This window comes from Sulfurihydrogenibium subterraneum DSM 15120 (assembly GCF_000619805.1).
GTDB lineage: Bacteria > Aquificota > Aquificia > Aquificales > Hydrogenothermaceae > Sulfurihydrogenibium > Sulfurihydrogenibium subterraneum.
In genome coordinates, this window is the sequence record NZ_JHUV01000001.1 from 1 (window position 1) to 19484 (window position 19484).

Consider the following 19484-nt stretch of genomic DNA (forward strand, 5'->3'; position numbering starts at 1 on the left):
GTAGAGTTAGAAGTAGAGTTAATGGTACCAGTAGCTATGGAAGAGCAGATGAGATTTGCAATCAGAGAAGGTGGAAGAACAGTAGGTGCTGGTGTTGTTACTAAAATCTTAGATTAATGTGAGGATAAGCGATGCAGGAAAAAATTAGAATCAAGCTAAAAGCTTTTGACCATAGAGTTTTAGATCAATCTGTAAAACAGATAGTTGATACAGTTAAAAGAGGCGGAGGGCTCTTAAAGGGTCCTGTCCCTCTCCCAACAGAAAGAAAAGTTTGGTGCGTACACAGATCACCTCATAAATTTGAACAATCAAGAGAGCACTTTGAAATGAGAATTCACAAAAGATTGATAGAGATAGAAAACGCAACACCTCAAACTATAGAAGCTTTAATGGATATAAATCTACCAGCAGGTGTTGATGTTGAAATTAAATTAAGCTAAAAGGAGAGATGACGATGCCTAAAGGCATAATTGGTAAAAAAATAGGTATGACAAGAGTTTTTGTTAATGGAAAGGCTATTCCCGTAACTGTTGTTCAAGCAGGACCATGCTATGTTACATACATAAGGTCTAAAGATAAAGATGGATACGAATCAGTGGCCCTTGCCTTTGGAGAAAGAAAAGAAAAGAATACTCCAAAGTCTCTACTTGCTATATTTAATAAGGCTAATATCAAACCTAAAAAAATAATCAAAGAGTTTCCTCTAAAAGAGGGAGAAACATTAGAGTTAGGACAAGAAATAAGAGTAGAACAAGTTTTTGAAAAAGGAGATTTAGTAGACGTAACAGGAAAGTCAAAAGGTAGAGGATTTACATCTGTAATGAAAAGATGGGACTTTGCAGGATTTCCAAGGTCTCACGGTCATAGATACCACAGGGCAGTTGGTTCTATAGGTTGTAGAACAGAGCCAGGTAGAGTTTGGAAGACAAAAAGAATGGCAGGACATTATGGTAATGAAACTATAACTGTTCTTGGATTAGAGGTTGTTGATATTATCCCTGAGAAAAACGTTATCCTTTTAAAAGGGTCAATACCTGGATCACCAAATTCAACGGTTTTCTTAAAAAGTAGTGTAATTGCAGATAGAAGAAAAGGAAAATTAAAATTAGCAAAATCAAAAGCAGCTTATGCACAAACATAACTGGAAGAGGTGAATTAAATGGAATTCAACGTAGTTAACAATAAAAATGAAACAGTTGGAAAAGTAAATTTAAAAGAAGAAATTTTCCAAACTGAAGTAAATCAAGGAACAGTTTGGGAAGTTATAAAATGGCACTTAGCAGCAAAAAGAGCAGGAACTGCAAAAGCGAAAACAAGGGCAGAAGTAGCTGGTTCAAATAGAAAAATATACCCTCAAAAAGGAACAGGTAGAGCAAGACACGGGGACATAAAAGCCAATATCTTTGTAGGTGGTGGTGTTGCACATGGTCCCCATCCAAGAGATTATTACTATTCTCTTCCTAAGAAGGTTAGAAAGAAAGTTTTAAAAGGAGTTTTAACTTACAAATTAAATAACAACGAACTTATTGTGGTTGATGATTTTAATTTTGACCAACCTAAAACAAAAAATGCCGTTGAAGTCTTGAAGAATTTTGGTTTAGAAAATTCTAAAGTTTTATTGGTTTTACCTGAAAAATTAGAAAACGTTATAAAATCATTTAGAAATATACCTAAAGTAAAAATCTTAGTCTCTGAAGGGTTGAACTCTTACGATTTATTAAACAATGAAAAAGTTATTATGTTTAAATCAGCTTTAGAAAAGATTCAAGAGAGGTTAGCGCAATGAGAACTGTATACGATATTATAATAAGACCTGTCTTAACAGAAAAAGCAGTTAAAGATAACGAAAAAAACAACACTTTAACTTTTGAAGTTGCCATGGATGCCAATAAAATAGAGATAAGAAAGGCAGTGGAAGAAATATTTGGTGTAAAGGTTGAAGAGGTTAGAACTTTAATAGTTAAGCCTAAGCCAAAAAGATTTGGATTTAGATCTTCTGGTTTTAAGAAGGCTTGGAAAAAAGCAATAGTAAGAGTTAAATCAGAAAAACCTATAAATATAGCTGAATTAGTTTGAGGTGAGAGATAATGGGTGTTAGAAAATTAAAACCGGTGACAAACGGTACAAGACACGCGGTACTATACGACTTTGCAGAAATAACAAAATCAGAACCAGAAAAATCTTTAGTTGAACCTCTAAAAAAACATGCCGGAAGAAACAACCAAGGTAGAATAACCGTAAGGCACAGAGGTGGTGGACACAAAAGACTTTACAGGATAATCGATTTTAAAAGAGATAAATGGGGAGTACCTGCGAAGGTTGCTGCTATAGAGTATGATCCTAACAGAAGTGCTAGGATTGCTTTACTTCATTATTTTGATGGAGAAAAAAGATACATTATTTGGCCAGAAGGACTTAAAGTTGGTGATATAGTCAAGTCTGGTCCAGATGCAGAAATTAAAGTTGGGAATGCCCTCCCACTTGAGAATATCCCTGTTGGTACTTTAGTTCATAATATAGAATTAACACCAGGAAAAGGTGGACAGCTTGTTAGGTCTGCAGGTATGTCTGCTCAAATATTAGGTAGAGAGGGAGATTACATTCAAGTAAGACTACCTTCAGGGGAAATTAGGTTAATATACAAAAAGTGTATGGCGACAATTGGAGCAGTTGGATTGGCAGAACATGAGCTTATTGAACTTGGTAAAGCTGGAAGATCAAGATGGCTTGGAATCAGACCTACTGTTAGAGGTACTGCAATGAACCCTGTAGATCACCCTCACGGTGGTGGTGAAGGTAAAACTTTTGGTAAACATCCTGTTTCGCCTTGGGGCTTACCAACAAAAGGATATAAAACAAGAAGAGGTTCCAAGTACTCTGATAAATTCATAATCAAACGTAGAGGTAAATAAAGATGGGATACAAAGGTAAGTGGAACGAAAGAAATAAAAATCCATATGTAAATGAAAAAATACTTAAAAAGATCAGACAAATGAATGAAACTGGTGAGAGAAAAATAATCAAAGTCTGGGACAGAGCTTGCACAATTACCCAAGAGATGGTAGGACATACAATTGCTGTTTACAATGGTCAAAAGTTTATCCCTGTCTACATCCAACCTGAAATGGTGGGACATAAGCTTGGAGAGTTTTCTCTTACAAGAACTTTTAGAGGACATCCAGACAAGTCAGCAAAAGCTGTTAAGAAAAAGTAAGAGGAGATGAAAATGGAGAACACAGCAAGAGCAATTTTAAGATACGCTCATTTATCACCTTATAAAGCAAGGCAAGTTATAAACTTAATAAGAGGTAAAGACGTTGCTACAGCGTTAGCAACACTACAACAAATACCTAAAAAATCTGCAAGGATTGTAGAAAAACTATTAAAAAGTGCAATATCTAATGCAGAACTAAAAGGTATGGATATAGACAATTTATATATAGCAAAAATACATGCCGAAGAAGGACCAATGTTAAAAAGGTATACTCCAAAGGCTCATGGAAGAGCAACGATGATAAGAAGAAGATTCTCTCATATATACGTATATTTAGCTGAGAAACAGGAGGAAAAGTAAAATGGGTCAAAAAGTACACCCTATAGGATTTAGACTTGGAATAACTCAAGACTGGAGATCAAAATGGTACGCTGATAAAAAGAAGTACACTAAAACTCTTCATGAAGATTTAGCAATAAGACAGTTTATTCAAGATAGATACAGAGCTGCTGGTATAGCAGACGTTATAATAGAAAGGCTTGGTGATAAGTTAAGAGTTAAGATTTTAGCTGCAAGACCTGGAATAGTTATTGGAGCAAAAGGTGCTGAAGTTGAAAAATTAAATGAAACGTTAAAAAATATATCTTCTGCAAAGGAAATTCTTGTAAATGTGGATGAAGTTAAGAGACCAGAATTAAACGCTAAGCTTGTAGCTGAAGATATAGCTCTTCAACTTGAAAGAAGAGTTACTCATAGAAGAGCAATGAAAAAAGCTATAGACTCTTCAATGAAAGCCGGAGCGAAAGGTATAAAAACACAAGTTGGTGGAAGAATAGGCGGAGTAGACCTTGCAAGAAAAGAATGGTTTATGGCTGGAAGAATGCCACTTCAAACCCTCAAAGCTGATATAGACTACGGAACAGCAAGAGCTTCTACAAAATACGGAATACTTGGAGTTAAAGTTTGGATTTATAAAGGTGATAAGGTAGAAAGTAGAGTAGAAGAAGTTTTAAGTAAAGTAGAAGAAGAACTTAAAGTTTAATGAGTTAATTAAGGAGGTTTAAATATGTCTTTACTACAACCGAAGAAAGTTAAATGGAGAAAACAACAAAGAGGCAGAATGAAAGGAAAAGCCTCAAGAAGAAATCAAGTTGATTTTGGAGAGTATGGTTTACAAGCTTTAGAACCTTGTTGGATGACTTCAAGACAGATTGAAGCAGCAAGAATTGCAATAGTTAGGGAAGCAAAGAAAGGTGCAAAAGTTTGGATAAGAGTATACCCCCATAAACCTATTACTAAAAAGCCTGCAGAAACTCGTATGGGTAAAGGAAAAGGTGATTTAGATCAATTTGTAGCAGTTGTAAAACCAGGACATATTCTCTTTGAGTTAGCTGGAGTCCCAGAAGAAGTTGCAGCTGAAGCATTTAGAAAAGCAGGACACAAACTCCCTATAAAAACAAGAATGGTAAAACTGCAGGAGGTTTAGTATGAAATCAAGTGAGCTTAGGAAACTCAGCAATGAAGAGTTAAAGGAAAAAGTTATAGAGTTAAAAAAGAAATTATTTAATTTAAGATTCCAAAATAAAATAGGTTCTTTAGCTAAAAATAGCGAAATAAAACAGACAAAAAAAGATATTGCAAGAATCTTGACAATAATAAGAGAAAGAGAATTAACTAATAAATAATCAAGAGGTGAAGTAATGACAACTGAAACAAAGAAAAATATAAAAGAGTTTGTTGGAAAAGTTGTAAGTAATAAAATGGATAAAACGGTAGTAGTTGCTGTTGAAAGAAAATTTCCACACCCTCTCTACGGAAAACAAGTAAAGAAGACTAAAAAGTTTTACGCACATGATGAAGAGAACAAATGTAAAGAAGGAGATATTGTTAGAATAAGAGAAACAAGACCTCTTTCTAAATTAAAAAGATGGATTGTTGTTGAAATCATACAAACGTCAGCATAATCCTATTGATTTTACTTTTATAAAGTTGTATAATATTAGTTTGTCTTTCTAAAAAAGAAAAAGGAGAGCAGTTATGATACAGAGAGGAACTTATTTAAATACTGCTGACAATTCAGGAGCTAAGAAAGTTCAATGTATAGGTATACCTGGTGGTGCTAAAAAGATGCATGCAACTGTAGGAGATGTTATAACCGTAACTGTTAAATCTGCTATTCCTAACGGTACTGCTAAGAAAGGAAAAGTATACAAGGCGGTAGTGGTAAGAACAAAAAAAGAGATTGCAAGACCTGATGGAAGTTATGTAAAAGCAGATGATAATGCGGTTGTTTTATTAAACAACCAGTTAGAGCCAATAGGAACTCGTATATTGGGTCCTGTTTGTAGAGAGTTAAGATCAAAAGGTTTTTATAGAATTATTTCTCTTGCACCGGAGGTAATTTAATAATGATTAAGCTAAAGAAGGGAGATCCGGTAATTGTAATAGCCGGCAAAGATAAAGGAAAAATAAGTAAAATAAAACAGATAGTTAAAAAAGATGAAAAAGTAAAAGTTGTAGTGGAAGGCGTTAATGTAGTGAAAAAGCACGTTAAGGCTATTCAAGGTGTTAGAGAAGGTGGAATTTTCGAGATAGAAAAGCCTATTGACATCTCAAATGTTGCTTATTACGATGAAACCTTGAAAAAACCTATTAAAATTGGCGTTAAGATTATAGATGAAGGAAATAAAAAAGTTAAAGTTAGAATTAATAAAAAGACAGGACAAGTTATAGATAAAGTCTGGGAAAAAATTAAAAAAGAGGTATAGTAAATGGCTGCTGTAGTAGGATATAAACCAAGACTTCAACAAAAATACGAAGAAGAAGTTATTAAAAAATTGATGGAAAGGTTTGGGTATAAAAGCCCAATGGAAGTTCCAAGATTAAAGAAGATAGTTATAAACATGGGTGTTGGTGAAGCCGTCGGAGATATTAAGCAACTAGATAGAGCTGTTGAAGACCTTACAGCGATAGCAGCCCAAAAACCTGTTATCACAAGGGCAAAAAAATCAGAAGCTGCTTTTAAACTTAGAAAAGGAAACCCTATTGGAGCTAAAGTCACTCTCAGAAAAGATAGAATGTGGGACTTTTTAGATAAACTTATCTCTGTTGCATTACCAAGGGTTAGAGACTTTAGAGGATTAAACCCAAAATCTTTTGACGGTAGAGGAAACTATGCTTTTGGTTTAGCAGAGCAAATAGTTTTTCCAGAAATAGACTATGATAAGGTTGATAAAATCAGAGGAATGGACATTATTATTGAAACAACAGCAAGAACAGATGAAGAGGCTTTATGGCTTTTATCACTGTTAGGTTTACCTATTAGATCAGGAGGATAATAATGGCACGTAAATGTTTAGTTGTAAAATCTTTTCAAAAAAAACCTAAATATAAAACTAGGGTTCATTCAAGATGCCCTTTATGTGGGAGGCCGAGAGGTTATATAAGGCAGTTTAATATGTGCAGGATATGCTTTAGAGAAAGAGCATTAAGAGGCGAAATTCCAGGAATTAAAAAAGCAAGCTGGTAGGAGGAAATATAATGATTACAGACCCAATAGCAGACATGATTGCAAGAATTAATAATGCAATTAAATCTAGGAAAGATGAGGTGGCAATACCAAATTCAAAAATCAAAGAAAAGATAGCTGAAATTTTAAAAAAAGAAGGCTATATAGAAGATTACGTAATATCTGAAGAAGATAAAAAAGGGAATCAGGCAACTTTAATAATTAAATTAAAATACTTAGGAAGAAGAAATACAAAACCTGCAATTACAAAAATAGAAAGAGTTTCAAGACCTGGTCTTAGAAGATACGTTCCAATAGAAAACCTTCCTTACGTTCAAAAAGGTTTAGGTATCGCTATTTTAACAACGAATAAAGGTATCATAACAGATGCTGAGGCAAGAAAATTGAAAGTTGGTGGAGAAGTAATCTGCTACGTTTGGTAATAATAAAAGGAGGCTATCAGAATGTCAAGGATAGGTAAAAAACCCATAATCATACCAAAAGGTGTAGAAGTTAAGGTTGACAATGATAATACCGTAACAGTAAAAGGTCCGAAAGGAATGTTAACATACAAATTCCATCCTAATATGAAAATAAAAGTTGAAGAAAATCAAATAATAATTGAAAGACCTAATGATGAGTCTTTAAACAGAGCTTTACATGGTACTACTAGAGCTTTATTGAATAATATGGTTAAGGGAGTTACCGAAGGCTTTACAGAAGAGTTAGAGATCGTAGGTATAGGTTATAGAGGTGCAGTAAAAGGTAAAACTCTTGAACTTACCTTAGGATACTCTCATCCTGTTGTTTATGAAATTCCCGAAGGAATTCAAATTACTATGGAAGGAACCAACCTAATAAAAGTCTCTGGAATTGACAAACAAAAAGTAGGTCAAGTTGCTGCAAAAATAAGGTCCTTCAGAGAGCCAGACCCTTATAAAGGAAAGGGTATAAGATATAAAGGCGAAGTAATTAAATTAAAAGCTGGAAAAACTGTTGGTAAAAAATAATTAAGGAGTTGAAGAATGGCTGCTAAAAATAGGTCAGAAGCAAGAATAATAAGACATAAAAGAATAAGAAAAAAAATTTTTGGAACACAAGAAAAACCCAGACTTGCATTTTATAGAAGTTTAAATGCAATTTACGCTCAGATTATAGATGATGAAAAAGGTCAAACTATACTTTCTGCATCTACGATAGATAGAGATTATGTAGAAAAATTCGGTAAAAGAGGTGGAAAATCCATAGAAGATGCAAAAAAACTTGGAAAGTTTATTGCTGAAAAAGCATTAGCTAAAGGAATAAAAAATGTAGTTTTTGATAGAGGTGGTTTTCTTTATCACGGAAAAGTTAAAGCTTTTGCAGATGCAGCCAGAGAAGGCGGATTAAACTTTTAAGAAGGAGAAAGGTAATGGGAGTAAAGAATATTGAAAGATTAATAGAGCAAAGAATTAAAGAAAATCCTATCAATCCAGATTTATTACAGTTGGAAGAAAAAGTTGTAGAAATTAGAAGAACTACCCGTGTTATGGAAGGTGGAAGAAGATTTTCATTTAGTACCTTGGCTATCGTTGGAGATAAAAACGGGCATGTAGGGTTTGGTCATGGTAAAGCCAGAGAGGTTCCACCTTCAATAGCAAAAGCCATTGCAGATGCAAAGAAAAGATTGATAAAAGTCCCTCTTATAGAAGGAACTATTCCGCATGATGTAATAGGTGAATACGATTCTGCTGTAGTTCTTTTAAAACCTGCAAGAAGAGGTACTGGTGTTGTTGCAGGAGGACCTATGAGACCAGTACTAGAACTTCTAGGAGTAACTGATATTCTTACTAAAATAATAGGTAGAACAACAAATCCAAACGCTGTTGTAAGAGCTACTTTCGATGCACTTTTAAAGATAAAGAGCCCAGAAGAAGTTGCCAAAATAAGGTCTATTGATGAAGAGGTTATATTGAAAAACTACAAAATATACGCTGGAGGTGTACCAGTAAGATGAAAATAAAAGTAAAATTGGTAAAGGGTTTAGCAGGTAAAACTGAAAAACAAAAACTGGCTTTAAGATCTTTAGGGTTAAAAAAAATAAACGATGAAAGAATTTTAGATAAAAATCCGATGGTTTGCGGAAATTTAGAAATTGTAAAACACTTAGTTAAAGTGGAGGAGTTGCAATAATGAAATTACACGAATTAAAACCAAATAAAGGTGCTACACATAAAAAGAAAATAGTAGGTAGAGGTATAGGATCTGGACACGGTAAAACATCTACTAGAGGGCAAAAAGGACAGACTTCAAGGTCAGGAGATTCTAAATTACCTGCAAGATTTGAAGGTGGACAAACACCTTTTATAATGAGAATCCCAAAAAGAGGTTTTAAAAACCCAAATAAAGTAGAATACGAAATAGTAAATTTAAAAGATCTTGAAAAAAAATTTAATGAGAATGAAGAAGTAAACCCTCAAACATTAATAGAAAAAGGGTTGGTTAAAAGAGGAAAGTGTGTAAAAATATTGGGAGATGGTGAATTAACTAAAAAGCTAACTGTAAAAGCTCATGCAATTTCTGCCTCTGCTGAAGAAAAGATAAAATCAATTGGTGGAACTGTAGAAAAAATTTCTTAATCGGGGTATTTTTTGATAGAAAAGATAATAAATATTTTAGAAATAAAAGAGCTAAGAAGCAGAATTTTATTCACACTTATAATATTGGCTGTTTATAGGCTCGGAACCCATATACCTGTTCCGGGTGTTAATTCTGAAATGCTTATGCATTACTTTAACTCAGCTGGTGGAGCTCTATTTAATATTTATAACCTCTTCTCAGGAGGAGCTTTAGGTAGATTTTCTTTATTTGCTTTAGGTGTAATGCCTTACATCTCAGCATCCATAATTATGCAACTTCTTACCGCCGTTATTCCAACATTAGAAAGACTTCAAAAAGAAGAAGGTGATTATGGAAGGTGGAAAATATCTCAATATACAAGATACTTAACTATAGCCATAGCATCCTTCCAATCTTTTGGTCTTTCTATATGGTTAACTACATTAAAAACAGAAACTGGAGCCTCTTTGATATCTCTTTCACCTATTACTTTTGTAATTCTTACAACTGTTATTGTTACAACCGGAACAGTCCTTCTTATGTGGCTTGGTGAAAAAATAACAGAGTTTGGTATAGGAAATGGAATATCTATGATAATTTTAGCAGGTATAGTTGCAGGTATAGTTCCAGCAATTTTAAGAACGTATGAATTGGTAAAAGTTGGAGAGATCTCAATATTATTACTTACTGTTGCTTTAATTATTATAGTTTCTGTAGTAGCAGGAATTGTGTATATACAGGAGGCAGAAAGAAGGATTCCTATACAGTACGCTAGAAGAAATGTAATGATTAACCAATCAGCAAGCTATTTGCCTTTTAAATTAAACCCATCTGGAGTAATTCCTATAATATTTGCAGTTGCTATTCTTATGTTCCCTGCAACTATAGCGCAGTTTTTCGCAAATAAAAGCGATATTGCAAGAATGATTGTAGATTATCTATCGCCTCAGAGTTATGTTTATTTTGGACTGTATGTAGCTTTAATAATTTTCTTTGCTTATTTTTACACAGCCATTCTTATTAATCCAGTTGATATAGCAGATAACCTAAGAAGAAGTGGAGCTTTTATCCCTGGAGTTAGATCTGGATCTCAAACGGTAGAATATATAAATTACATTTTAACAAGACTGGTTTTTGCAGGTTCTATATTTTTAGCTTTAATAGCTATACTTCCAATGCTACTTATAAAGTGGTTAAATGTTCCATTTTACTTTGGAGGAACTTCAGCTTTAATCGTAGTAGTTGTTGCTTTGGATACTATCCATCAGATAGAAGCATATCTTGCAATGAAAAAGTATGAAGGATTTTTAAGGAGGTAGTATTGAAAACAATTATATTTCTTGGTCCTCCAGGAGCAGGTAAAGGAACTCAATCTCAACTTTTAAAAGAAAGAGATAACTTTATTCAAATTTCAACAGGAGACTTGCTTAGAGAAGCCGTTAAAAACCAAACACCTCTTGGTATGAAAGCAAAACAGTTTATGGATGAGGGAAAGTTAGTACCTGATGATTTGATAATAGATTTAATCTCAGAAAAACTTGAAGAATTTAAAGATAAGAATATTATTTTTGATGGCTTTCCAAGAACAGTGCCTCAAGCAGAGGCTTTAAAAGATTTATTGAATAAAAAGAATAGAAAAGTTGATGCAGTTATTTTATTTGATATAGAAGAGGAAGAAGTAATTAAAAGGTTGTCCGGAAGAAGAGTTTGTCCAAAGTGTGGATCAGTTTATCATATTATATTTAATCCACCTAAAAATGACAATCTCTGCGATAAGTGTGATACACCTTTAATTCAAAGAGATGATGATAAGGAAGAAGTTATAAGAAAAAGATTGGAAGTTTATCATTCCCAGACAGCACCCCTTATTGAATACTATAAAGATGTACTTTTAAAAATAGATGCAACAAGACCTCCAGAAGAAGTTTACAAAAATATAAAAAATGTGTTATAATTAATATTTACCTATGATTGAACTTAAGTCAAAAGAGGATATTGAAAAGTTAAGAATCGCAAATAAGCACGTTGGTGAGATTTTAAATTTGTTAAAAGAATATGTTAAGCCAGGTGTGTCTGCATACGAGTTAGATCAAATAGCTTACGAAGAATGTAAAAAAAGGAATGTTAAACCAGCTTTTTTGGGGCTTTACGGATTTCCAGCCTCTTTGTGTGTTTCAATAAATGAAGAGGTTGTACACGGTATTCCTAAAAAAGAAAAAGTTATAAAAGAAGGTGATATAGTAAGTTTGGATTTCGGTGTAGAATACGAAGGCTGGTTCGGAGATGCAGCTATTACAGTAGCTGTTGGAGAAGTGAGCGAAAGGAAAAAAAGACTTATAGAAGGTGTAGAAAGATCTTTAGAAGAAGCTATTAAGCTTTGTTATCCTAGTAGAAACTTAAAAGAAATAGCTTCTGTTATACAAAAAACGCTTTTAGATTATAAACTTACGCCAGTTTGTACATACGGTGGACATGGGATAGGTAGAAAACCACATGAACCGCCACATGTTACAAACTGTGTTGAAAATGCGGAAAATGTAGTACTAAAAGAAGGAATGGTATTGGCTATAGAACCTATGGCATATTTAGGAAAAGGAAAGATAAGAGTTTTAAAGGATGGCTGGACTGTCGTTACGACGGATAAAAGCCAGGCTGCACACTTTGAACATAGCATTGCAGTTACAGAAAATGGTCCTATTGTTTTATCAAAATTAGATTAAGGTAGAAAGAGATGGCTAAGAAAAAAGAAGAGCAACAAAAAGAGAAGGGAATAGTTTTAGAGGGAACAGTTTTAGAAGCTTTGCCTAACGCAATGTTTAGAGTTCAACTTGAAACAGGGCATGAAGTTTTAGCGCATGTATCAGGAAAGATGAGAATGCACTTTATAAAGATATTACCTGGTGATAAAGTAAAAGTTGAGTTATCTCCTTATGACTTATCAAGAGGAAGAATTATTTTTAGAGTTTAATTAGGAGGATAAAGGATGAAAGTGAAAGCTTCTGTAAAACCAAGATGTGAAAAGTGTAGAATAATAAGAAGGAACGGAAGAGTAATGGTGATATGTGAGAATCCAAAACATAAGCAAAAACAAGGCTAAAAAGGAGGCTGTAAAATATGGCACGTATTGCAGGCGTAGATTTACCAGATAGAAAAAGATTAGAGATTGCTCTTACTTACATATACGGTATAGGTAAGACTAGAGCAAAAGAAATATTGGAAAAAACTGGAATAGACGGAATGAAGAGAGTTGGAGAGTTAACTCCCGAAGAACTTAATACAATAAGAAAGTTTATAGAACAAAATTATAAAGTAGAAGGTGACCTCAGAAGAGAAGTTGCAGTTGCTATCAAGAGATTGGTTGATATGGGTTGTTATAGAGGTATTAGACATAGACTTGGTCTTCCAGTAAGAGGTCAAAGAACAAAAACAAATGCAAAAACAAGAAGAGGAAAAAGAAAAAAGTAATTTAAATAAGAATAAGAATGAGGTGTAAACATGGCTAAAAAAAGAAAATCTGCTCCTAAAAAACTAAAAAGAACAGTAACTTCAGGTATAGCCCACATACAATCAACATTCAATAACACTATAGTTACTATAACTGACAAAGAAGGTAACACTCTTTCATGGGCATCTGGAGGAACAGAAGGATTTAAAGGGACAAGAAAAAATACTCCTTATGCAGCACAGCTTGCTGCTCAAAAAGCCGCTAAAAAAGCTATGGATGAATATGGATTAAAAGAAGTTGAAGTTTGGGTAAAAGGACCCGGAGCTGGTAGAGAACCAGCAATAAGAACATTGGCAGCTGCTGGTTTATCAATTACTGCAATTAGAGACGTTACACCTATACCCCATAACGGTTGTCGTCCAACAAGTAAAAGGAGGGTTTAATCAATGGGTAGATATATAGGACCTTTAACAAAAGTAAGTAGAAGGTTAGGTGTATTTGTAGGTGGTGATATAGAATCTTTCCAAAAGAGAAATTTTCCACCTGGACAACATGGAAGAACTCAAGGTAGAAAAAAGCTATCAGATTATGGAGTTAGATTACAAGAGAAACAAAAGTTAAAGTTTCTATATGGTGGTCTAAGAGAAGGTCAATTTAGAAGATACTTTGAGGAAGCATCTAAAAAAGCGGGTAACACAGGTGTAGTTTTATTGCAACTTTTAGAGAGAAGATTAGATAATGTTGTATATAGATTAGGTTTTGCAAAAACAAGACAACAGGCAAGACAATTCGTAAAACATGGTCATTTTACTGTTAATGGAAAAAAAGTAGATATTTCATCTTATAGGGTTGATGTTGGAGATATTATAGAAGTTAGAGAGAAAAGTAAAAAATTGTCTGTTTTTAAAGAGAATTTAGAAAGTAGAGACCCAAGATCAGTCCCTAGGTGGCTTGAGTTGGATAAAGACAGTATGAGAGGTAAGGTTATAGAAATTCCGGAAGAAATAGAATTAGAGATTCCTGTTAATGTTCAGTACATTATTGAGTTTTACTCTATGTAATAAGATTTTGAATGCTCCAAAACCGCCTGCCGGGGCAAGGAGCATTTTTATGTAAAGGCGGTAATAAATACCCCGGTACCGGAAAAGTATCCGGTTAGGAGTAGTAAAGATGCCTTCTTTGTTAGATTTTGTTATGCCTTCAAAAATATACTGGGATGAATCAACTAAAACAGAAAATTTTGGTAAATTATACGTAGAACCGTTAGAAAGAGGTTATGGTATAACTCTTGGTAATGCTTTAAGAAGGGTTTTACTTTCTTCATTACCCGGTGGTGCTATAACAGCTGTTAAGATAGTTGGAGTACCCCACGAATTTACGACAATAAAAGGTGTAATAGAAGACGTAAGTGAAATTATTTTAAATTTAAAACAGATCAGATTGAAAGTAGATGAAAATATAGAAAGAGACTTTGCTATATTAGAAGTTGAAGGACCTGGTAAAGTTTTTGCAAAGGATATTAAAGTTCCACCAGGAATCGAAGTAGTAAATTCTGATGAGTATATATGCACTCTTTCTGAAAATGTAAAACTTCAGATGGAACTTAGAATAGAAAGAGGAAGAGGATACAAAACGGTAGAAGAGTTAGAAGAGATAAACGAAATTGGTTGGATATTAATTGATACTTCTTTTTCTCCGATAAAAAGATGTACCTTTGCTGTAGAGCCTGTTAGAGTAGGAGATAAAACAGACTACGATAGACTTATCCTTGAAATAGAGACAGACGGAACGATTACTCCAGATGAAGCGTTAGAAAAGTCAGCAAACATATTGATTGAACATTTCACACTACTACAAAAACCTACCGTAAGAAAGGCACAAGTTATAAAGAAAACTGTTGCACCAAAAACAGAAGAGTTAAAAATAGAAGAAGACAAATTGTCCTTAGCAATAGATGAACTTGAAATATCTTCAAGGGCTATAAATACTTTAAGAAAACTTGGAATAAACACAATTGGAGATTTGGTAAAATTATCAGAAGATGATTTAAAAGAGGCTAAAAGTATTGGAAGAAAGTCTTTAAAAGAGATAAAGGACGCTTTAGCAGACATGGGCTTAGAACTTGCACCATCTAAATCAACAACAGAGTAATTAAAGGAGGAATAAAATGCGTCATAGAGTTAAAACAAAAAGCTTTCACAGAAGAAAAGAGCAAAGAGAAGCTCTTTTTATAAACTTAGCAAAAGCTCTTATATTAAATGGTAGAATTACGACCACTTTACCAAAAGCAAAAGCTTTAAGGTCTTTTGTGGAAAAGTTAGTAACTTTAGCAAAAGAAGATTCTATACACTCAAAAAGATTGCTATCCCAAAGATTAAGAGATCAAAGAGTTGCAAGGAAGTTGTATAGTGAAATAGCTCCTTTGTTTAAAGAGAGAAACGGTGGTTATACAAGAATATACAAGTTAGAGAAAAGAAGAATAGGTGATGGCGGAGAACAGGCTATAGTAGAGTTTGTAGAATATCCTGAAAAAGGATAATGTTTATATTATCAAATTTTCTTTTGGCAGTGTCCCATACGTTGGACATTGCCCTTGAAATCTATAAATGGATTGTTATAATCTCAGCTTTAGTATCTTTTGTAAATCCCGACCCTTATAACCCGATAATCAAATTTTTAAGAGCTTCTACAGAACCTGCTTACAGATTTATTAGAAGATATATTCCTACAATAATCTACAACGTAGATTTTGCCCCCTTTATCGTTATTCTAATAATAATATTCCTTCAAAGATTCTTGGTTCCAACCCTACAACAGCTTGCATACCATCTTAGTTAAACCTATATTTTTTCTTATGATTGATTTAAAAGCCACTTTAGCTTTAGAGAGATTTTTACTTTCAAAACCCGTTGGTAAAGATATTCCTCTTACTGTAGGGGAAACTGTAAAAGCAAAAGTTATTGATGTCTTACCATCAGGAGCTGTGGTTTTAAGTTTAAAAGATAGTTATCTGACGGTTAACTCAAAGTTAAATCTTGAAAAAGGTCAAGAGCTTCTTTTAAAAGTTCTTCCACCAAAGGATAATAAATTACAGCTGGAGCTAATCTCTTTAGATGGAAAACCTTTAAAACCCCCTGAAGTCAAAATTGATGATCTTTATTCTAATTTAGTAAAAGACATTGAGACATTTAAAAACTTACCAGAGGAGCTTAAAAACCAAGTAGTAAAAAGTTTGTTAGACAGTTCTCAAATCTCCATTGTAAACTCAAAATTTGACAAAACACCAGAGATAAATACGGCCATTGTAAAAAAATCTGTTGAAAACTCAGGAATTTTTTATGAAAATAAGCTTTACAACTTTTTTAAAGTTATATCAGAATTACAAGAAAATATAAAAGAAGAGTCTTTAAAATCGCTTTTGAGAGATTTAAATACTCAAAATTACAAAGAAAAAATAAATGAACTTAAAATGAAAATAGAAGACAGTGCTACTTTGCAAAAGTTAGAAAATTTGGAAAATACTATAGACTCTATAAAAGAAGACTTAAAATTTACATATCAAGACCCTAAAACATTAGAAGCTGTAAAAAATCTTCAAATTGCATCATTACTTAGTAATGCTGTTTATGGTATTTTTAACTTTAACATGCCAAATGTTAAATTTGGAAATTTTGAAATTAAAAAATCTCAGGTTGATGGTGAAGATGCTTTTTACTTTAAAGGGAGTCTTAACTTTGATAATGGGAAGGTTGACTTTTTAGTGGCAAGGTTTAAGGAAGGCTATTTTATCTCAATAAGACCAGAAAGCGAAGATTTAAAAGAAAAAATGAAAATTTATAAAAATGAACTTTTTAAATCTTTAAACCAGCAAGGAGTAAAGGTAGTTAGTTTAGATGTCTACTGAAAATAGAAAAGCAGTAGCTTTAAAGTATGAGAGATACAAAGACACAGCTCCAAAAGTTATTGCAAAAGGAAAAGGAGAAATTGCACAGAAGATTATAGAAGTTGCAAAAGAACACGGTGTTTACGTAAAAGAAGATAAAGATTTAGTAGAGGTCTTATCTGGTTTAGATTTGTATCAGGAGATACCAGAAGACCTCTACAAAGTAGTAGCGGAAATATTAGCTTTTATTTATAAAACTAAACAGAAACGTTAAACTCTCTCAGAGCTTCGTTTAGTGAAGTCTTCTTGTCTGTAGACTCTTTTCTCTTTCCGATTATCAATGCACATTGGACGCCGTATTCTCCTGCTGGGAACTTTTTAGTTATCGTTCCAGGTACAACTACACTTCTTGCAGGGACTCTACCTCTATACTCTACAGGTTCCTCTCCCGATACATCTATTATCCTTGTAGATGCAGTTATTACAACGTTTGCACCTAAAACTGCCTCTTCTTCTACTATTACACCTTCAACTATAATACATCTTGAACCTATAAAACAGTTGTCTTCTATGATAACAGGTCTTGCAGAAGGAGGCTCTAAAACGCCACCCAGTCCTACACCACCTGACAAGTGAACATTTTTTCCTACTTGAGCACATGACCCAACTGTAGCCCACGTATCAACCATAGTTCCGCTTCCAACGTATGCACCTATATTTACATAAGATGGCATAAGTATAGCACCTGGCTCTATATAACTTCCGTACCTCGCAGTAGCTGGAGGTACAACTCTAACGCCTCTTTCTCTCCAGTTTTTCTTTAAAGGTATCTTATCATAATATTCAAAAGGTCCAACTTCCATAACTTGCATATCTTGGATAGGAAAGTATAGGAGTATAGCTTGTTTGACCCACTCGTTTACAATCCATTCTCCGTTTACCTTTTCAGCAACTCTTATTTTTCCTTTATCAAGAAGGTCTATAGTTTCCCTAACAGCTTCTTTGTATTTATTATCCTTTAACAGCTCTCTATTTTCCCAAGCTTGAGTTATAAGTGTTTTTAATTCTTCCAATGCTTTCCTCCTGAAAGTTTTTGATAAATTATATCAGAATTTAAGTTATAATTATAAACAAAACGTTTAGAGGTGTGGAAAATGGGAGATTTAATAAGGATATATATAAATCCAAAAGAAAATTTAAAACAGATTAAAGAAAAACCTTTATCTTACAGTAGTTTGATTTCTAAATTTCTTCTTCCTTTTTCATTTTTACCTGTTTTAGGTTATCTAATAGGTTTTACCGTTTTAAAGTCTAACTATCTATCTTCTATAAACCAGTTTATAGATTTATTAAAGTCTGACCCAAAAGCAGACCTTTCAACGATTGAGTATATGAATAAGATTTTGCTAATGCTACAATCTTCCGATTATTCAAAAATATTTATATTTTTAGGTATAGTATGGTTATTTGAAATTTTTAAGCCTATCTTTTTGTCTGCTTTAGTTTTTTTCTTTGGTAAATCATTTGGAGGAGATAACGACCCTTTAAAAGTTTTTAATCTTGGAGTTATATCTCTTATTCCTGTTTGGATTGCTGGACTGAGTTATATGGTAAACTCTCCTGTTAACGCTTTTTTACTGTTTTTAGCCAGTTTTTATATGTTTTATCTTATTTTTATTGGGTCTGAAAAAATTTTAAGCATTCCTTCTGAAAACTCAAAAAACTTTCAATTTATAATAGTGATAGTGATTTTTTACGTAATTTTAAGTGGAATAATAGGTATGTTTCAAACATATTTAATTAGGAGTCTTTTATAGATGGTAAAAGACTATAAAATAGTTATTGTTTTCTTTGCTTCTATATCAATTTTATACATAATACGGATTCTAACAATTGAATTTTTAAAAAAATTAGCTCAAAAAACTCCAACAAAGTTAGATGATGTTATTTATAAAGCAATTAGATTACCTTCTTTACTGTGGATTTTTATAATATCTTTACATATAACATTAACTTTCTTAGATATTTCAGAAAGGCATTATCATCTTTCAACAAAGATAATAAATACTCTACTTATTTTATCAATAACTATATTTTTAGCCAACTTATCTACAAGGTTGTTAAAACTCTATATGGAAGAAAAGAACTTACCAACAACAGGAACTTCATTAATCTTTATTATAATAAATACTGTTATATACATCGTGGGTATTTTAATTATTCTTTCTAACTTGAATGTTCCAATTACTCCTATAATAACTACTTTAGGGATAGGTGGTTTAGCGGTAGGTTTAGCTTTAAAAGATACTCTTTCTAACATATTCTCAGGTTTGTACATTCTCGTTGAAAAAAGGATAAATATAGGGGATTTAATAGAACTTGAAAACGGTAAAAAAGGTTATGTAGTTAACATAAGTTGGAGAACGACTACTTTAAAAACGTTGACAAATGATACGGTAATAATTCCAAATGAAAAGTTGGCTCAAAGTGTAATTTTAAATTATGCAAAACCTGTAAACATAACCAGAACTTCCATTGAAATTCCTGTTTCTTATGATACAGATATAGATAAGCTCGAAAAAATTATATTAGAAGAAGTTGAAAAGTATTCAAAAGAAGATAGTAAATTGTTTTTAAATCCAGAACCTACTTTTAGATTTGTTCCCGGATTTGGAGACAGCTCTCTTAACTTTACTTTGTATGTATATGTCTTAGATTATGAAGGTGGTTTTGCAGTCCAAAGTGAGTTAAGAAAGAGAATATTTAAAAGGTTAAAAGCTGAAAATATAGAGATACCTTATCCACAATTAGATGTTCACTTAAAGAGGCAGTAAAA

The 19484-nt window shown here is 33.0% G+C and carries 38 protein-coding genes; 37 read left to right on the forward strand and 1 reads right to left on the reverse strand.

Annotation, left to right across the window (positions count from 1 at the left end):
• The 35 genes from Q385_RS09180 to Q385_RS0100175 form a co-directional block, all read left to right on the forward strand.
• The coding region (locus Q385_RS09180; RefSeq protein WP_156925183.1) for an EF-Tu C-terminal domain-related protein at positions 1 to 117 on the forward strand (117 nt) is incomplete at its 5' end.
• A 14-nt stretch (positions 118 to 131) separates the two neighbouring features.
• The gene (gene rpsJ, locus Q385_RS0100010) at positions 132 to 440 is read left to right on the forward strand and encodes a 30S ribosomal protein S10 (RefSeq protein ID WP_028949703.1); all 309 of its coding nucleotides are present in this window, start codon (positions 132 to 134) and stop codon (positions 438 to 440) included.
• A gap of 14 nt (positions 441 to 454) precedes the next feature.
• The gene (rplC, locus tag Q385_RS0100015) at positions 455 to 1141 is read left to right on the forward strand and encodes a 50S ribosomal protein L3 (RefSeq protein ID WP_028949704.1); all 687 of its coding nucleotides are present in this window, start codon (positions 455 to 457) and stop codon (positions 1139 to 1141) included.
• Between the two features lie 18 nt (positions 1142 to 1159).
• Positions 1160 to 1786 (forward strand): 50S ribosomal protein L4, encoded by a 627-nt coding sequence (rplD, locus tag Q385_RS0100020; RefSeq protein WP_028949705.1) that lies wholly within the window; start codon positions 1160 to 1162, stop codon positions 1784 to 1786.
• On the forward strand, positions 1783 to 2076 hold the full coding sequence (gene rplW / locus Q385_RS0100025) for a 50S ribosomal protein L23 (protein ID WP_028949706.1): 294 nt from the start codon (positions 1783 to 1785) through the stop codon (positions 2074 to 2076). The genes rplD and rplW overlap by 4 nt, the downstream gene beginning before the upstream one ends.
• A gap of 11 nt (positions 2077 to 2087) precedes the next feature.
• Entirely contained in the window at positions 2088 to 2912 is an 825-nt protein-coding gene (gene rplB / locus Q385_RS0100030) for a 50S ribosomal protein L2 (RefSeq protein WP_028949707.1), read from the forward strand.
• A gap of 2 nt (positions 2913 to 2914) precedes the next feature.
• Positions 2915 to 3214 carry a 30S ribosomal protein S19 gene (gene rpsS / locus Q385_RS0100035; protein ID WP_028949708.1) on the forward strand — a complete coding sequence of 100 codons (300 nt, stop codon included), beginning with the start codon at positions 2915 to 2917 and terminating at the stop codon, positions 3212 to 3214.
• 12 nt (positions 3215 to 3226) lie between these two features.
• Entirely contained in the window at positions 3227 to 3574 is a 348-nt protein-coding gene (rplV, locus tag Q385_RS0100040) for a 50S ribosomal protein L22 (protein ID WP_028949709.1), read from the forward strand.
• 1 nt (position 3575) lies between these two features.
• Complete coding sequence (gene rpsC, locus Q385_RS0100045; protein WP_028949710.1) at positions 3576 to 4256, forward strand: 30S ribosomal protein S3; 681 nt, start codon at positions 3576 to 3578, stop codon at positions 4254 to 4256.
• Positions 4257 to 4280: 24 nt separating this feature from the next.
• Positions 4281 to 4700, forward strand: a complete 420-nt coding sequence (gene rplP, locus Q385_RS0100050; protein ID WP_028949711.1) for a 50S ribosomal protein L16 — start codon at positions 4281 to 4283, stop codon at positions 4698 to 4700.
• 1 nt (position 4701) lies between these two features.
• Positions 4702 to 4899: a 50S ribosomal protein L29 gene (gene rpmC, locus Q385_RS0100055; protein WP_028949712.1), complete on the forward strand. Its 198-nt coding sequence runs from the start codon at positions 4702 to 4704 to the stop codon at positions 4897 to 4899.
• Between the two features lie 15 nt (positions 4900 to 4914).
• Complete coding sequence (rpsQ, locus tag Q385_RS0100060) at positions 4915 to 5178, forward strand: 30S ribosomal protein S17 (RefSeq protein ID WP_028949713.1); 264 nt, start codon at positions 4915 to 4917, stop codon at positions 5176 to 5178.
• 73 nt (positions 5179 to 5251) lie between these two features.
• A complete protein-coding gene (gene rplN / locus Q385_RS0100065; RefSeq protein WP_012674924.1) occupies positions 5252 to 5620 on the forward strand; it encodes a 50S ribosomal protein L14 in 369 nt (122 codons plus the stop codon).
• A 2-nt stretch (positions 5621 to 5622) separates the two neighbouring features.
• Positions 5623 to 5982 carry a 50S ribosomal protein L24 gene (gene rplX / locus Q385_RS0100070; protein WP_037919240.1) on the forward strand — a complete coding sequence of 120 codons (360 nt, stop codon included), beginning with the start codon at positions 5623 to 5625 and terminating at the stop codon, positions 5980 to 5982.
• Between the two features lie 3 nt (positions 5983 to 5985).
• Complete coding sequence (rplE, locus tag Q385_RS0100075) at positions 5986 to 6552, forward strand: 50S ribosomal protein L5 (RefSeq protein ID WP_028949715.1); 567 nt, start codon at positions 5986 to 5988, stop codon at positions 6550 to 6552.
• A gap of 2 nt (positions 6553 to 6554) precedes the next feature.
• A complete protein-coding gene (locus Q385_RS0100080) occupies positions 6555 to 6743 on the forward strand; it encodes a type Z 30S ribosomal protein S14 (protein ID WP_028949716.1) in 189 nt (62 codons plus the stop codon).
• Positions 6744 to 6754: 11 nt separating this feature from the next.
• Positions 6755 to 7165 (forward strand): 30S ribosomal protein S8, encoded by a 411-nt coding sequence (gene rpsH / locus Q385_RS0100085; RefSeq protein WP_028949717.1) that lies wholly within the window; start codon positions 6755 to 6757, stop codon positions 7163 to 7165.
• A gap of 21 nt (positions 7166 to 7186) precedes the next feature.
• Entirely contained in the window at positions 7187 to 7732 is a 546-nt protein-coding gene (rplF, locus tag Q385_RS0100090; protein ID WP_028949718.1) for a 50S ribosomal protein L6, read from the forward strand.
• A 15-nt stretch (positions 7733 to 7747) separates the two neighbouring features.
• Entirely contained in the window at positions 7748 to 8119 is a 372-nt protein-coding gene (gene rplR / locus Q385_RS0100095) for a 50S ribosomal protein L18 (RefSeq protein ID WP_028949719.1), read from the forward strand.
• A 14-nt stretch (positions 8120 to 8133) separates the two neighbouring features.
• The gene (gene rpsE, locus Q385_RS0100100) at positions 8134 to 8718 is read left to right on the forward strand and encodes a 30S ribosomal protein S5 (RefSeq protein ID WP_028949720.1); all 585 of its coding nucleotides are present in this window, start codon (positions 8134 to 8136) and stop codon (positions 8716 to 8718) included.
• Positions 8715 to 8894, forward strand: coding sequence for a 50S ribosomal protein L30 (gene rpmD / locus Q385_RS0100105; protein WP_028949721.1), 180 nt, complete (start codon positions 8715 to 8717; stop codon positions 8892 to 8894). The genes rpsE and rpmD overlap by 4 nt, the downstream gene beginning before the upstream one ends.
• Entirely contained in the window at positions 8894 to 9340 is a 447-nt protein-coding gene (rplO, locus tag Q385_RS0100110) for a 50S ribosomal protein L15 (protein ID WP_028949722.1), read from the forward strand. Before rpmD ends, rplO begins: the two co-directional genes overlap by 1 nt.
• 12 nt (positions 9341 to 9352) lie before the next feature.
• Complete coding sequence (secY, locus tag Q385_RS0100115; protein WP_028949723.1) at positions 9353 to 10639, forward strand: preprotein translocase subunit SecY; 1287 nt, start codon at positions 9353 to 9355, stop codon at positions 10637 to 10639.
• 2 nt (positions 10640 to 10641) lie between these two features.
• Entirely contained in the window at positions 10642 to 11274 is a 633-nt protein-coding gene (locus Q385_RS0100120; RefSeq protein WP_037919248.1) for an adenylate kinase, read from the forward strand.
• 13 nt (positions 11275 to 11287) lie between these two features.
• The gene (map, locus tag Q385_RS0100125) at positions 11288 to 12040 is read left to right on the forward strand and encodes a type I methionyl aminopeptidase (protein ID WP_028949725.1); all 753 of its coding nucleotides are present in this window, start codon (positions 11288 to 11290) and stop codon (positions 12038 to 12040) included.
• Between the two features lie 11 nt (positions 12041 to 12051).
• Complete coding sequence (infA, locus tag Q385_RS0100130; protein WP_028949726.1) at positions 12052 to 12288, forward strand: translation initiation factor IF-1; 237 nt, start codon at positions 12052 to 12054, stop codon at positions 12286 to 12288.
• A 15-nt stretch (positions 12289 to 12303) separates the two neighbouring features.
• The gene (gene rpmJ / locus Q385_RS0100135) at positions 12304 to 12417 is read left to right on the forward strand and encodes a 50S ribosomal protein L36 (protein WP_028949727.1); all 114 of its coding nucleotides are present in this window, start codon (positions 12304 to 12306) and stop codon (positions 12415 to 12417) included.
• Between the two features lie 17 nt (positions 12418 to 12434).
• Positions 12435 to 12785, forward strand: coding sequence for a 30S ribosomal protein S13 (rpsM, locus tag Q385_RS0100140; RefSeq protein ID WP_028949728.1), 351 nt, complete (start codon positions 12435 to 12437; stop codon positions 12783 to 12785).
• A gap of 30 nt (positions 12786 to 12815) precedes the next feature.
• Positions 12816 to 13208 carry a 30S ribosomal protein S11 gene (rpsK, locus tag Q385_RS0100145; protein ID WP_028949729.1) on the forward strand — a complete coding sequence of 131 codons (393 nt, stop codon included), beginning with the start codon at positions 12816 to 12818 and terminating at the stop codon, positions 13206 to 13208.
• A gap of 3 nt (positions 13209 to 13211) precedes the next feature.
• Positions 13212 to 13826, forward strand: coding sequence for a 30S ribosomal protein S4 (rpsD, locus tag Q385_RS0100150; protein WP_028949730.1), 615 nt, complete (start codon positions 13212 to 13214; stop codon positions 13824 to 13826).
• Between the two features lie 109 nt (positions 13827 to 13935).
• Positions 13936 to 14916: a DNA-directed RNA polymerase subunit alpha gene (locus Q385_RS0100155; protein WP_037919250.1), complete on the forward strand. Its 981-nt coding sequence runs from the start codon at positions 13936 to 13938 to the stop codon at positions 14914 to 14916.
• Between the two features lie 16 nt (positions 14917 to 14932).
• Positions 14933 to 15304: a 50S ribosomal protein L17 gene (gene rplQ / locus Q385_RS0100160; protein WP_028949732.1), complete on the forward strand. Its 372-nt coding sequence runs from the start codon at positions 14933 to 14935 to the stop codon at positions 15302 to 15304.
• Positions 15304 to 15603: a YggT family protein gene (locus Q385_RS0100165; RefSeq protein ID WP_028949733.1), complete on the forward strand. Its 300-nt coding sequence runs from the start codon at positions 15304 to 15306 to the stop codon at positions 15601 to 15603. Before rplQ ends, Q385_RS0100165 begins: the two co-directional genes overlap by 1 nt.
• 16 nt (positions 15604 to 15619) lie before the next feature.
• Positions 15620 to 16669 carry a hypothetical protein gene (locus Q385_RS0100170; protein ID WP_156925184.1) on the forward strand — a complete coding sequence of 350 codons (1050 nt, stop codon included), beginning with the start codon at positions 15620 to 15622 and terminating at the stop codon, positions 16667 to 16669.
• Positions 16659 to 16922: an EscU/YscU/HrcU family type III secretion system export apparatus switch protein gene (locus Q385_RS0100175; RefSeq protein ID WP_028949735.1), complete on the forward strand. Its 264-nt coding sequence runs from the start codon at positions 16659 to 16661 to the stop codon at positions 16920 to 16922. The genes Q385_RS0100170 and Q385_RS0100175 overlap by 11 nt, the downstream gene beginning before the upstream one ends.
• On the opposite strand, the gene Q385_RS0100180 is transcribed toward Q385_RS0100175, so the two are convergent.
• Complete coding sequence (locus Q385_RS0100180; protein WP_028949736.1) at positions 16906 to 17721, reverse strand: 2,3,4,5-tetrahydropyridine-2,6-dicarboxylate N-succinyltransferase; 816 nt, start codon at positions 17719 to 17721, stop codon at positions 16906 to 16908. The genes Q385_RS0100175 and Q385_RS0100180 overlap by 17 nt on opposite strands.
• A gap of 81 nt (positions 17722 to 17802) precedes the next feature.
• Between Q385_RS0100180 and Q385_RS0100185 the strand changes: the two genes are divergently transcribed.
• Positions 17803 to 18465: a YIP1 family protein gene (locus tag Q385_RS0100185; protein ID WP_028949737.1), complete on the forward strand. Its 663-nt coding sequence runs from the start codon at positions 17803 to 17805 to the stop codon at positions 18463 to 18465.
• The gene (locus Q385_RS0100190) at positions 18466 to 19482 is read left to right on the forward strand and encodes a mechanosensitive ion channel family protein (protein WP_028949738.1); all 1017 of its coding nucleotides are present in this window, start codon (positions 18466 to 18468) and stop codon (positions 19480 to 19482) included.
• Positions 19483 to 19484: the final 2 nt, after the last annotated feature.